We start from the raw sequence: 12,574 nt of genomic DNA, 5'->3' as shown, positions 1-12,574 counted from the left end.
GGAGACCAGCTAACCCGGTGGGAGCGGGCTTGCCCCGCGATGGCATCAGCCTGGCTCCGCCAGGGTCTGGTTTCGAAGATCCGTCAGCACAGGCGCCGCCCGTAACTTTGCGACTTCAGGAGGCTGAGTGGAGGTGTCGACTTCAGGAGGCTGAGTGGAGGTGTCCGGAGGGGGCTGGTGCGCAGCACCCTTCGGCCTTGGCCGAAGTTCGCGAGTCGTAGACTTGGCGAAGCAAGTCGTAGGCCGCGATGCCCCTGGAGGACACCGGAGCGAAGGGACCCGGAGCGCAGCGTAGGGCCGTATGCAGGAGCAGGCGGCTTTGCCTACTTTCCCCAAGAGGAAAGTAGGCCGCCGTAAGGGCGGAAGGGGCCGGCAGCGGCGCCACAACGAATGGATAAGCTCACAGCCGTAATCCAATCCAGGCGAGGCCCACGGTCATACTCCCCGGAATTCCGTAAAGAATCTTTTTTGTGAGCGCAGGGTCTACCTGGAGCATTTGACGCGCCCCTTCCACTGTCCCAAGCTGATACCCTTGCCTGCCGCGAGTCCCGGATCCACCCATGTCTCTTTTTGCTTTATGAAACAGCGCCAATTCACCTTTATCAGCCTGATCCTGCTCGTTGTGCTGGGTCTTGGTGGATACTTCTGGCGCGACGACAGCCCGGCACCTGCGCCGACGCTCAAACACACCTACTCCATGGCCCTGGCCATGGCTCACAACGGCCAGCCAGGCGCGGCCAGGGTGCTGTACCAGCAACTGGGGCGTACCGATCTTTCCGCCATCCGCCGTGCCGGCCTGTACACCGAGCTGCCCAATTACCCCTCGCCGCTGGCGCTGAAGCTGGCCAACCGCGACTTGCAGCACGACGATCCGTTGGTCCGCCGCGCGGCGATTGCCAGTATCCAGGCAATGTTGCCCGGCGCTCAACGCAGCCTGATGCTCGGCCCCCTGCTCGAAGATGAAGAGCAAAGCGTACGCTTTGCCGTGGTCGATGCCCTGATGGGCCTGGGGCCAGACGATATCGGCCTGTACTTCGGCCCATTGCAGCACACGCTGGAGCAGTATCAGCAGGTACTCGCGCAGCAGACTGACGACCCTGCCGCACAGTTGCACCTGGCCGAGCTTCATCTGCACGAGAACAGCCTCGAGGAAGCCGCTGCCGCCGTGGACAGAACCCTGCAGCTGGATCCGGACAACCTCCAGGCCCTCGCCGTGCAGGTCCAGTTGCTGGAGCGCCAGGGCCAGACCGATGCTTCGCGCCAGGTCCTGGCCACTGCCTTGCAACAGCGACCGGATTCGGCCTTCCTGCAGCACGAACTGGGACGCTGGCTGCTGCGCCATGGCCAGGACGAATATGCCCTGCTGGCCTTCGCCCGAGCCCTGGAACTTGACCCGGACAACAATGACTACCGTTATACCCTGGCCACCAGCCTGCACCAGCTCGAGCAGGTGGAGCCCGCGCAAAAGCAGCTCGAAGCGCTGCTTTCCCGGGATCCGGCCAACCGCAAGGCCAGGGTGTTGTTGATCGACTACTGGAAAGAAACCGGGCAAATGCAGAATGTCCAGGTGCTATTGGCCCAGCTGGAGCAGTTGAACCCCGACGATCCGTTGGTGCAGCAAGGGCTTTAGGCGCAGAAGCGACCATTGGGCAATACGGTTGAACCCCCTCCTGCGCGCCGTGGTCCAGTGATAGTGCAGCGACAGTAAGCGCCTCAGGCGAACACTGTCCGGCCCTATCAAAGGACGCCCGATGTGACCGATTCGTTGCCCCATGGCGAACGTGCAGTGAACCCGGCACTCCCCGCCGACAGGCTGGCCAATGCACCCGCAGTGGACCATCTACGGGTACTGACGGTTAATGCCCACAAAGGCTTCAGCCCACTGAACCGCCACTATGTCCTGCCCGAACTGCGCGAAGCGGTGCGCAGTGAGGACGCGGACCTGGTGTTTCTTCAGGAAGTGCTCGGCAGCCACCGTCATCATGGCCGGCGCCACCGCAACTGGTCGGATGTGCCGCAGTACGAGTTCCTCGCCGACAGCCTGTGGCCGGTGTTCGCCTACGGACGCAATGCGGTCTACCCCGATGGCGAGCACGGCAACGCCCTGCTGTCCAAGTACCCGATCCTGCGCCACGACAATCTCGATATCAGCGTCAAAGGCAGGGAACAGCGTGGTTTGCTGCACTCGGTGCTGGCGCTGCCCGAAGCGCTCGAACTGCATGCCATCTGCGTCCATCTGGGCCTGGATGAACGCCAGCGCCAGCAGCAGATCCAGCTGCTGTGCCAGTTGCTCGACAGCCTGCCGGCCATGGCCCCGGTTATCGTCGCGGGCGATTTCAATGACTGGCGCCGACGCGCCGACACGCAACTGCGCGACTGCGGCCTGCACGAAGTATTCACTCAGGCCTATGGCCGACCGGCGCGCAGCTTCCCGGCGCGCTGGCCGTTGCTGTGCCTGGACCGCATCTACCTGCGCAACGCTCGGGCCCACGCGCCCAAAGTGATGTCGCGCAAGCCCTGGACGCATTTGTCCGATCACTTGCCTTTGGCCGTGGAGGTGCGCTGGTGAACGGACAGTGGCGCACGGATAACCAGGTTCAGTTGCTGATCAATGGTGAGGACTATTTCCCCAGCGTGTTCGCGGCCATTGAACAGGCGCGCGAAGAGATCCTCCTGGAAACCTTCATCATTTTCGAAGACAAGGTCGGCCGCCAGTTGCAACAGTTGCTGATCGCCGCAGCGCAGCGCGGGGTGCGGATCGAGATGCTGGTCGATGGCTTCGGTACTGCCGACCTGAGTCACGACTACGTCAAGGCGCTCTGTGACGCCGGCGTCCATTTACAGGCGTTTGACCCGAGCCCCAAACGCCTGGGCATGCGCACCAATCTGTTTCGCCGCCTGCACCGCAAAATCATCGTGATCGATGGTGAAGTCGGCTTCGTCGGCGGCATCAACTACAGCGCCGACCATCTGGAAGACTTCGGCCCCATGGCCAAGCAGGATTATGCCGTGCAGGTACGTGGGCCGATTGTCGCCGACCTGCGTGACGCGACCCTGGCGCTGCTCGACGAAACTGCACGCTTGCGCCGACGCAGTCGTCGCTGGTGGCAGCGCGCCCTGCCACTGGCCGCTGACAGCGATCAGGCCAGCATGATGCTGTGCATTCGCGATAACCAGGATCATCCCAACGATATCGAGCGTCATTACCTCAAGGCCCTGGACGGCGCCCGCGAACGCATCGTCATTGCCAATGCCTATTTCTTTCCCGGCTATCGGCTGCTGCGCACCTTGCGCAATGCCGCCCGCCGCGGCGTGAAGGTGACACTGGTGCTCCAGGGTATGCCCGATATGCCGTTGGTGCGCCTGTGTTCGCGGCTGCTTTACAACTATCTGCTGCGCGACGGTGTGCGCATCTTCGAATACTGCGAGCGACCGCTGCATGGCAAGGTGGCCCTGGTCGACCGCCAGTGGTCGACCGTGGGTTCAAGCAACCTCGACCCCCTGAGCCTGTCGTTGAACCTTGAGGCCAACCTGGTGATCCATGACCAACCGCTCAACGAGCGCTTGCATGAACACCTGCAAGATCTCTGCATACACCGTTGCAAGCCGGTCAGCCTGCAACGCGTGCTTCGTGGTTACTGGTGGCGGGCGCCGCTTATCTTCCTGAGTTTCCACTTCATCCGCCACTTCCCGGCCATGGTCGGCTGGCTGCCGGCCCATGTGCCGCGTCTGCAACCGCTGTTGCGCGAGCAGCAGCCCACAGGCAAGACCACATGAACATGAACTCTGGACACTGGCATCGCGCCCGAAAGCTCCTCACCCTGGCTTTTTTCATTCTGGTCCCGGTGTTGTTATACACCTTGCTCAAGAATGTCGACTGGCAGGAGGTTCGCCATGCGCTCGCCTCCTACCGCTGGCAGACACTGGTGCTGGCGGGGCTGATCAGCGCCTGCAGTTTTGCCCTGTTCAGCAGTTTCGACCTGATCGGGCGGCGCTATACCGGTCATCACCTGCCGGCACGCCAGGTACTGCCCCTGGCGTTCGTCTGCTACGCCTTCAACCTCAACCTCAGCGCCTGGGTCGGAGCTATTGCCCTGCGGTATCGGCTGTATACCCGGCTTGGTTTATCGGTAGCGACCGTCACGCGGATTCTCAGCCTGGGTTTACTCACCAACTGGTCAGGCTATTTTTTTCTCGCCGGCACCCTGTTTCTCTGTGGGCTTCCACGCCTTCCCGAAGGGTTTGAAATCGGTAGCGATGGCCTGCGTGTGATCGGGTTGGTGCTGCTACTAATAGCGCTGACCTACCTGCTGGCCTGCCGTTTTGCACGCCGCCGGACCTGGCAACTGCGCGACCATGAAATTACCCTGCCCAGCTTGCCCATGGCCCTCTTGCAACTGCTGATGGGGGCCACTAACTGGGCGCTGATGGCCTTGGTGGTCTACAGCCTGCTTCCGGACAAGGTCGGTTACCCGACCATCCTGGCAGTGCTGATGATCAGCAGTATCGCTGGCGTCATCACCCATATTCCGGCAGGTCTGGGTGTGCTGGAAACAGTCTTTCTGACCTTGCTGCACGCTCACTATGGCAAAGGTACCCTGCTGGCGGCGCTGATCGGCTACCGAGCCGTGTATTTTCTATTGCCATTGCTGCTGGCGGGGCTGGTCTATCTGCTCCTGGAGCGTCTGGCCAGTCAGCGCGCCAGCACCGCTGACGGACGTTCCTAGCGGCCGATATCTTCATCCCAGAGCTCTGGCTTGGTCGCGATGAAGTCTTTCATCATGGTGATGCACGAGTGGTCGTGAAGCACCTGCAGCGACACACCGCGGGACTTGAGCAGCTCCTCTTCCCCCAGGAATGTCTGGTTTTCACCGACAATCACTCGCTTGATTCCATACAACAGGATCGCGCCACTGCACATCGCACAGGGTGACAAGGTGGTATACAGCGTCGAATCGGCATAAACCGTGGCAGGCTGTCGGCCAGCATTCTCCAGCGCATCCATTTCGCCATGCAGAATCGCGCTGCCGGACTGCACCCGCCGATTGTGCCCGCGACCGATAATCTGCCTCTGGTGCACCAGCACCGAACCGATCGGGATCCCGCCTTCTTCAAGTCCTTTGCGCGCCTCGTCGATGGCGGCCTGCATGAATTCATCCGGTTGCAATGGGGTGCTGCTCATGAGGCTGTTGACTCCAATGTCAGATTCAGGATTCCAGCAAGGCTAGCATACCGCCAGCCAGGAATGGCAACCTGGCCAGCGACTACTATGCTGTAGGGGTTTTCCTTGGTGATCCGGGCGGACCGGGTCCGATCCAGTGAAGGGAGCCTGGTGATGAGCAAGAAGATTCTGGTGGTCCTGACCAACACAGCCAAATACCCGACCCTTAAACGAGCCACCGGACTCTGGCTCGGTGAGGCAGTGCATTTCGTCGACATCGTCGAGAAAGCCGGCTACAAGGTCGATTACCTTAGCCCAACGGGTGGCTATGTACCCATAGACCCCCACAGCCTGAACATGGCCGCAGACATAGACTGGGAGTGGTACAACAACAAGTCCTTCATGAACCGCCTGGGCACTACCCTGAGCCCGGGCCAGGTCACGGCTCAGGACTACGACGCGATCTACTATGCCGGCGGACACGGCGTAATCTGGGACTTTCCGGACAATGCCGGGCTGCAAGACCTCGCCCGCCGTATTTTCGAGGATGGCGGCATTGTCGCTTCGGTGTGCCATGGTGCGGTTGGGTTGCTCAACATCAAGCTAAGCGACAACACGCTGCTGGTCAGGGACCGTGAAGTGACAGGCTTCTCCAATATTGAAGAACAACTGGCCGAACTGGACAAAGTGGTGCCCTATCTGACCGAGAACGAACTGAGTGCTCGAGGCGGAATCTACCGCAAGGCAGAAGACCCCTGGAAAGAGTTTGCCATCGCCGATCAGAAAGAGGGTCGATTGATCACCGGGCAGAATCCAGCCTCCGGAGCAGCGGTAGCTAAATTGGTTCTTAAGGTACTGGCAGAACGAAGGGACGCTTGAACCTGGCGTGAAGCTGAAGAGTACTACAACCGCCAACAATAGGGACTACAGGCGCATCAGGTTCACTTCTCTATGCTGATCCCCTGGTTCAGCATAGAGGCCTATAACCATGGTTCCCCACTCCCACGCCGGGCGAAGCCTGGTCGAGTTCCTGATAACCCTTCTGATCGGTCTGGCGCCGGTCGCCTGTGGTTTGCTTGTACTGATACTGCAAGTCGACCGCAAACAAGAGGAAACAATTGCGGTGACGGCACGTGAAGCCGTCTACGCCATCGACAGGGTTATCGACACCCTGCATGTCACCGCCAGCCAGGCGTTAAGCCTTACAGGCGAGCCCTGCGAAGGAATATTGCCAGAGTTGCGCAAAGAAGCGGCCAAACAACCGAACGTACGCTCCGTGGCACTGAAAAAGGGCGAGACAATATATTGCAGCAGCCTTTTTGGCTCGACTGATTTCCAGATCTCCCCGGGCAGCTATGTCAGCGACCGCCTGCGCATCTACCCCAGCGTCAGAACAACTCCGGGCGCGTACATCCTGATGTACCGTCTACGCACAGACGCCTATGCGGCTGTCACAGTCGCATATCTCCAACCTCTGCAAGCAGAGTTGTTCGGATTCCAGAATTCCGTAGTGCTGAGCCTGCAGTTCGGTGAGCATTATGTATGGGCAACAGGCAACGGCGAGTATTACCGAGTGCCCAACCATGCCGAAAACACCCTGCAACTCACCTCAGAGAAGCATGGATACATCGTGCATGCCGGCTATTCTGACGGAGAATCCTGGCGCGCAATTCGCCAAGCGATACAGTCGGCCTTACCCTCGTTGCTGCTGGTTGGCATCATCACGTCGGCAGCCGGTTACTGGGGGTTGTTCAGAAGAGCACGATCGCGCTCAACTCATGACCGCCACTGACAAATGCAAAAGGCCATTAAGGATATCCTTAGTGGCCTTTTGCTATGACTAAGTCCGATTACTCGGCGTTCAGCACACCACGACGCACTTGATCACGCTCGATGGATTCGAACAGCGCCTTGAAGTTACCTTCACCGAAGCCATCGTCACCCTTGCGCTGGATGAACTCGAAGAACACCGGCCCCATCAGGGTTTCCGAGAAAATCTGCAACAGCAGGCGCTTGTCGTCCGGCTGCGAAGAGCCATCGAGCAAAATGCCCCGTGCCTGTAGTTGGTCCACGGGCTCACCGTGACCTGGCAGGCGGCCTTCGAGCATCTCGTAGTAAGTCTGCGGCGGTGCGGTCATGAAGCGCATGCCCAGCTTCTTCAGGGCATCCCAGCTCTTGAGCAGGTCATCGGTGAGGAAGGCCACGTGCTGAATGCCTTCACCGTTGAACTGCATGAGGAACTCTTCGATCTGCCCGGCGCCCTTGGACGACTCTTCGTTCAACGGAATACGGATCATGCCGTCTGGTGCAGTCATGGCCTTGGACGTCAGGCCGGTGTATTCGCCCTTGATGTCGAAGTAACGAATTTCGCGGAAATTGAACAGTTTCTCGTAGAACGCCGCCCAGTAGGCCATGCGACCACGGTAAACGTTGTGGGTCAGGTGATCGATGATCTTCAGGCCGGCACCGACCGGGTGGCGGTCGACACCTTCAATGAAGTTGAAGTCGATGTCATAGATCGAACTGCCTTCTTCGTAACGGTCAATCAGGTACAGCGGCGCGCCACCAATACCTTTGATCGCCGGCAGGCGCAGCTCCATCGGACCGGTTTCGATTTCCACCGGCTGAGCGCCCAGCTCGAGCGCACGGGCGTAGGCTTCATGGGCATTACGCACGCGGAAGGCCATGCCACACACCGACGGACCGTGCTCGGCGGCAAAGTACGAAGCGATGCTTTTCGGCTCGTTGTTGAGGATCAGATTGATGTCGCCCTGGCGGTACAGGTGCACATCCTTGGAACGGTGGGTCGCCACCTTGGTGAAGCCCATGATCTGGAAGATCGGTTCCAGAACGCCAGGGGTTGGCGATGCGAACTCGATGAATTCGAAGCCCATCAGGCCCATCGGGTTTTCAAAAATGTCGGCCATGCTCATTACCTCATCATCAAAGCGCTAAAAACGGTGATTACTTGCTATCGATGTCGAGCGAAGATGGCGGCGCGCAGGAGATGCCCCTCACACTGCGTGCGAGGTAGTCACCATAGATCAGCTTGAACCCATGACACTTCATATGGACCCATTCTCGGCGGGTTGATTCCTCGGTGATGAGGAACCTTATTATTGTATGCGTAAGAGGATTCTACATTGCGTAATCCAATTTGTCGCACTTTAAGTTCAGACACAATTCCGACGTACGGCTATCCTCTGCACAGCTCTGTCTTTTCAGGTTAGTCGCCATGCCCCTATCGGTAAAACACCGCCCTCTGCGCCTCTGGCGATCCATATTGCCCTGGCTGGTGGGTGCCTTGCCCATCCTCTGCGGACTGCTGATCATGCAGTGGCAATCCGAACGCGAGTTGCACAACCGTAGCGAAGCCACTGCGCGCAGGGTCGGCAATCAGATAGAGCGCATCCTCGACAATGCCGCCAGCGCGGCCAGGGAGTTGTTGCCCCTGGCGGGTCAGCCTTGCGTCGAAGAAAAACTGGCCCTGCGTGATCAGGTCACCCGCCGCGCCTTCGTGCGATCCACCAATCTGGAGTATCGCGGCGAGCTGTATTGCAATTCACTGTTCGGCCCCTACAGCGAGCCGGTCAACGTCAGTGACTATGTTCAGGGCACCCTGTGGCTGATGGACGGCAACTCGGTCACCCCCGGACATCCTCTGCTGGTGTACCGGGTGGCCGAAGGCGAACGCGCAGCGATCACCACTGTTGATGGCGATCACCTGATCGGCGCCCTGTACCTGCTCGGCAACGACAATCATCTGATTCTGCAAGTCGGCCAGCACTGGATAGACCGCAGCGGGCGCGTGCATACCGGCGCCGCGCCAATATCGCCAGTAGCCGCCACCGAGTATGCGTCGACGCGCTACCCCTTCTCCATTCACAGCGGTTACACCGAGGGCACGGTTGGCCAGCAAATGCGCAGCGAGTACCCGGCCATGCTGGGCCTGCTGGTACTGCTCGGTGCCATCGCAGCGACGACCTGCTACTGGCAACTGCGCCGGGCCAGTTCACCACGCGCCGAACTGCAGCGCGCCATCGAGGCCGAAGAGTTCGTCCCGTACTTCCAGCCGGTGGTGCGCAGTGGCGACTATCGCTGGGCCGGTGTCGAGGTGCTGATGCGCTGGCAACACCCGCGTGAGGGCCTGGTGCGCCCGGACCTGTTCATCCCCTATGCCGAACACAGCGGCCAGATCGTGCCCATGACCCGCCAGCTTTTTGCCCGCACAGCCCAGGTGTTGGCCCCGTATGCCGAGCGCATTGACGACGGGTTTCACATCGGCATCAACATTACCGCCGATCACTGCCAGGACCTGGCCTTGCTCGATGATTGTCAGGCATTTCTCGCGGCCTTCCCCAAGGGTCGGGTGCGACTGACCCTGGAACTGACCGAGCGCAAGCTTATCGCCCCGAGCGAGGTCACTCATGCGTTATTCGCCGGGCTTCACAAGCTGGGGGTAATGATTGCCCTGGACGACTTTGGTACAGGGCAGTCGAGCCTGGCTTACCTGCGCCAGTTCCAGGTCGACTACCTGAAGATCGATCAGAGCTTCGTGGCGATGATTGGCGGCGATGCGCTGTCCCTGCATATCCTCGACAGTATCATCGAGCTGTCGAGCAAGCTGGGGCTGGGGATTGTTGCCGAAGGGGTGGAAACCGAAGCGCAACGTGACTACCTGGCCCGGCACAACGTCGATTTCCAGCAAGGCTACCTGTTTGCCCGGCCGATGTCGGCCGAAGCCTTCATCCAGGCCCTGGAAGCGCAAGGTCTGCGGTCAACGACTGACACCCAGGTCCTGACTCAGGGTGGCTAAGCGCCCTTCTTTTACCTGCAACAGAGGCCCTCGTGTCCAAAGGTATTGTTTCATCGGTCATGGCGTCCTGCTTGTTCGCCGTGATGTATTTCTACACCTCGCTCCTGGCCCCGCTGGACGGCGAGGAAGTGTTTGGCTGGCGCACCCTGCTGACCCTGCCCTGCCTGACCCTGTTCATGTTGCTGAGCAAGGACTGGCCACTGATTACCGGCCTGCTCAAGCGCATACGGGAAAAGCCCGTACTGCTCCTGGGTTTGTTCGGGACGTCATCTATGATGGGCGTGCAGCTCTGGCTGTTCCTCTGGGCGCCCCTGCACGGGCGTAGCCTGGAGGTGTCGCTGGGATACTTCCTGCTGCCACTGACCATGGTCCTGACCGGGCGCCTGGTCTATGGCGAACGCCTGTCGCGCCTGCAGAAGGTGGCAGTGGCCTGTGCCGCAACCGGTGTCGGTCATGAGCTGTACCAGCATGGCAGCTTCGCCTGGGAAACGATGCTGGTCGCCATCGGCTACCCGCTGTATTTCATCCTCCGGCGCAAATGCCGCACTGATCACCTGGGCGGCCTGTGGGCCGACATGTGCCTGCTGCTGCCGACCGCACTGTACTTTGTCATTCAGGGCCCGTTGAGCACCCAGGACCTGGCCGAGCATCCTGCGCTGTATGGACTGATTCCCTTGCTGGGAGTGATCAGCGCGATGGCGCTGATCTGCTACGTGCTGGCAAGCCGGCTCCTGGCGTTCAGCCTGTTCGGCCTGCTCAGCTATGTCGAACCCGTGCTGCTGGTGGCGGTGGCCCTGCTACTGGGCGAGACCATCGGTCCCGACCAGTGGCTGACCTACCTGCCGATCTGGCTGGCAGTGCTGGTACTGATCCTTGAAGGCATCAAGCACCTGCTGCGTCACCAGCGTCGTTCGGCCTGAGACGCACCTCGCGAACCCGGCGCTCCTCCACCGCGACCACGGTCATCTGCCAGCCATTCCACTGCAGACTGTCACCGACCATCGGCAAGCGATCAAGCAGGCTCATCACCAGGCCGGCGAGGGTCTGGTAGTCCTCGGTCGGCTTGGCCGCGAAGCCGATGCGTGCCTGGATCTGACTGAGGTTCAGCGCGCCGCTGACGACAAAACCCTGATCATCCTCGACTATCCCCGGCCCCTCGACCTCACTGGCATCGGGTAGCTCGCCAGCGATGGACTCGAGGATGTCGGTCATGGTCAGGACGCCGGTAAAGTCGCCGAACTCGTTGACCACAAAGGCGATGTGGGTCGACTCGTTACGCATCTGTTCTAGCGCATTGAGGATGCTGAAACTCTCCAGCAGGTTCAGCGGTGCGCGCACCAGGCTTTCGAGATCCGGTTCGTTGCCAGCCAGCAGTTCCTTGAGCAACTCCTTCTTGTGCACGAAGCCCAGCGGCTCTTCGATACGGCCATTACGGATCAGCGGTAACCGCGAGTAAGAGGAATGCATCAGTGCCTTACGGATTTCCTCGGCCGATTGCGCCAGGTCGATGGCATCGACCTTGGCGCGCACGGTCATCAGCGTCTTGATCGGACGCTCGGCAAGATTCAGCACACCGCTGATCATGATGCGTTCGCGACGATCGAACAGCACATGCTCCTCACCGCCTTCGACCAGATCGGCAATCTCCTCTCCTACCTCGTCAGCCTCGATGCGACGCCCGCCCAACAGACGCAACACCGCATGGGCTGTACGCTCACGCAACGGCCGGTGCTGCTGCAAGCTGCGCTTGCGCCGGGCCCGGGCGATCTGGTTGAACAGCTCAACCACGATCGAGAAGCCGATCGCCGCATACAGGTAACCCTTGGGAATATGGAAGCCCAGGCCTTCAGCGGTGAGGCTGAAGCCGATCATCATCAAAAAGCCCAAGCACAACATGATCACAGTCGGGTGACTGTTGACGAAGCGTGTCAGCGGTTTGCTGGCGACGATCATGATACCGATGGAGAAGATCACCGCGATCATCATCACCGACAACTGTTCGACCATGCCCACGGCAGTGATCACCGCATCCAGCGAGAACACCGCGTCAAGCACCACAATCTGCGCCACGATCGGCCAGAATGCGGCATGGCGCGCGTTGCCATTAGTCTGGGCGACATGCCCCTCAAGGCGCTCGTGCAACTCCATGGTGGCCTTGAACAACAGGAACACACCACCGAAGAGCATGATCAGGTCACGACCGGAGAAGCTCTTGCCGAAGACCTCGATCAAAGGTGCGGTCAGGGTCACCATCCAGGAAATACTGGCCAGCAAGCCCAGGCGCATGATCAACGCCAGCGACAGGCCGATGATCCGCGCACGGTCACGCTGATGCGGCGGCAGTTTGTCGGCAAGAATGGCGATGAACACCAGGTTGTCGATACCCAGCACCAGTTCCAGAACAATAAGCGTGGCAAGGCCCAGCCACGCCGTGGGATCGGCTAGCCATTCCATGCAAAGGTACTCATCGCTGCGAACTGGGGGGAAACGTCACGGGGACGGGAGAATGGCCAGGACGGCCAGGTACTGGGGGGCTCCGAGAACGAAGTCATATCAACCTAAGATCAATTGGGGAAGAGATCCTACAATTGCAGCAG

Annotated in this window: 11 protein-coding genes; 8 read left to right on the top strand and 3 right to left on the bottom strand. The window is 60.0% G+C overall.

The genetic code is table 11. The annotated features are described in order from the left end of the window. Window positions 1-577 precede the first annotated feature (577 nt). The 4 genes from ACO6VD_RS15620 to ACO6VD_RS15605 all read left to right on the top strand — a co-directional run bounded on the left by ACO6VD_RS15620 (window position 578) and on the right by ACO6VD_RS15605 (window position 4,727). Window positions 578-1,630, top strand: coding sequence for a tetratricopeptide repeat protein (locus ACO6VD_RS15620; protein ID WP_422420313.1), 1,053 nt, complete (start codon window positions 578-580; stop codon window positions 1,628-1,630). A 156-nt stretch (window positions 1,631-1,786) separates the two neighbouring features. Next, a complete protein-coding gene (locus tag ACO6VD_RS15615; protein ID WP_422420315.1) occupies window positions 1,787-2,569 on the top strand; it encodes an endonuclease/exonuclease/phosphatase family protein in 783 nt (260 codons plus the stop codon). Then, entirely contained in the window at window positions 2,566-3,777 is a 1,212-nt protein-coding gene (clsB, locus tag ACO6VD_RS15610) for a cardiolipin synthase ClsB (RefSeq protein ID WP_422420311.1), read from the top strand. The genes ACO6VD_RS15615 and clsB overlap by 4 nt, the downstream gene beginning before the upstream one ends. Beyond that, entirely contained in the window at window positions 3,774-4,727 is a 954-nt protein-coding gene (locus ACO6VD_RS15605) for a lysylphosphatidylglycerol synthase domain-containing protein (protein WP_422420309.1), read from the top strand. Before clsB ends, ACO6VD_RS15605 begins: the two co-directional genes overlap by 4 nt. Here ACO6VD_RS15605 and ACO6VD_RS15600 read toward each other — a convergent pair. Next, a complete protein-coding gene (locus tag ACO6VD_RS15600) occupies window positions 4,724-5,182 on the bottom strand; it encodes a nucleoside deaminase (protein ID WP_422420307.1) in 459 nt (152 codons plus the stop codon). The two genes, ACO6VD_RS15605 and ACO6VD_RS15600, sit on opposite strands and share 4 nt — an antisense overlap. Window positions 5,183-5,335: 153 nt before the next feature. Between ACO6VD_RS15600 and ACO6VD_RS15595 the strand changes: the two genes are divergently transcribed. Continuing rightward, window positions 5,336-6,040 (top strand): type 1 glutamine amidotransferase domain-containing protein, encoded by a 705-nt coding sequence (locus tag ACO6VD_RS15595; protein WP_422420305.1) that lies wholly within the window; start codon window positions 5,336-5,338, stop codon window positions 6,038-6,040. A 109-nt stretch (window positions 6,041-6,149) separates the two neighbouring features. After that, window positions 6,150-6,953, top strand: a complete 804-nt coding sequence (locus ACO6VD_RS15590) for a CSS-motif domain-containing protein (RefSeq protein WP_422420303.1) — start codon at window positions 6,150-6,152, stop codon at window positions 6,951-6,953. A 58-nt stretch (window positions 6,954-7,011) separates the two neighbouring features. Here the strand turns inward: ACO6VD_RS15590 and hppD are convergent, their stop codons facing one another. After that, complete coding sequence (hppD, locus tag ACO6VD_RS15585; RefSeq protein ID WP_400172741.1) at window positions 7,012-8,088, bottom strand: 4-hydroxyphenylpyruvate dioxygenase; 1,077 nt, start codon at window positions 8,086-8,088, stop codon at window positions 7,012-7,014. Window positions 8,089-8,396: 308 nt separating this feature from the next. Here hppD and ACO6VD_RS15580 point away from each other — a divergent pair, with 308 nt between their 5' ends. After that, entirely contained in the window at window positions 8,397-9,977 is a 1,581-nt protein-coding gene (locus ACO6VD_RS15580) for an EAL domain-containing protein (protein WP_422420301.1), read from the top strand. 32 nt (window positions 9,978-10,009) lie between these two features. Next, window positions 10,010-10,897: an EamA family transporter RarD gene (gene rarD, locus ACO6VD_RS15575; protein WP_422420299.1), complete on the top strand. Its 888-nt coding sequence runs from the start codon at window positions 10,010-10,012 to the stop codon at window positions 10,895-10,897. On the opposite strand, the gene ACO6VD_RS15570 is transcribed toward rarD, so the two are convergent. Continuing rightward, complete coding sequence (locus ACO6VD_RS15570; protein WP_400172738.1) at window positions 10,860-12,431, bottom strand: TerC family protein; 1,572 nt, start codon at window positions 12,429-12,431, stop codon at window positions 10,860-10,862. The genes rarD and ACO6VD_RS15570 overlap by 38 nt on opposite strands. Window positions 12,432-12,574 lie beyond the last annotated feature (143 nt).

This window comes from Pseudomonas sp. GZD-222 (genome assembly GCF_049310525.1).
In the GTDB taxonomy this organism is placed as follows: Bacteria; Pseudomonadota; Gammaproteobacteria; order Pseudomonadales; family Pseudomonadaceae; genus Aquipseudomonas.
The sequence above is the reverse complement of the archived record's forward strand: the minus strand, read 5'-3'. Positions and strand labels throughout refer to the sequence as shown.

Coding starts and splice junctions, on each gene's coding strand:
- ACO6VD_RS15620 (WP_422420313.1), top strand. CDS start 578: ATGAAACAGCGCCAATTCACCTTTATCAGCCTGATCCTGCTCGTTGTG.
- ACO6VD_RS15605 (WP_422420309.1), top strand. CDS start 3,774: ATGAACATGAACTCTGGACACTGGCATCGCGCCCGAAAGCTCCTCACC.
- ACO6VD_RS15600 (WP_422420307.1), bottom strand. CDS start 5,182: ATGAGCAGCACCCCATTGCAACCGGATGAATTCATGCAGGCCGCCATC.
- ACO6VD_RS15595 (WP_422420305.1), top strand. CDS start 5,336: ATGAGCAAGAAGATTCTGGTGGTCCTGACCAACACAGCCAAATACCCG.
- ACO6VD_RS15590 (WP_422420303.1), top strand. CDS start 6,150: ATGGTTCCCCACTCCCACGCCGGGCGAAGCCTGGTCGAGTTCCTGATA.
- hppD (WP_400172741.1), bottom strand. CDS start 8,088: ATGGCCGACATTTTTGAAAACCCGATGGGCCTGATGGGCTTCGAATTC.
- ACO6VD_RS15580 (WP_422420301.1), top strand. CDS start 8,397: ATGCCCCTATCGGTAAAACACCGCCCTCTGCGCCTCTGGCGATCCATA.
- ACO6VD_RS15570 (WP_400172738.1), bottom strand. CDS start 12,431: ATGGAATGGCTAGCCGATCCCACGGCGTGGCTGGGCCTTGCCACGCTT.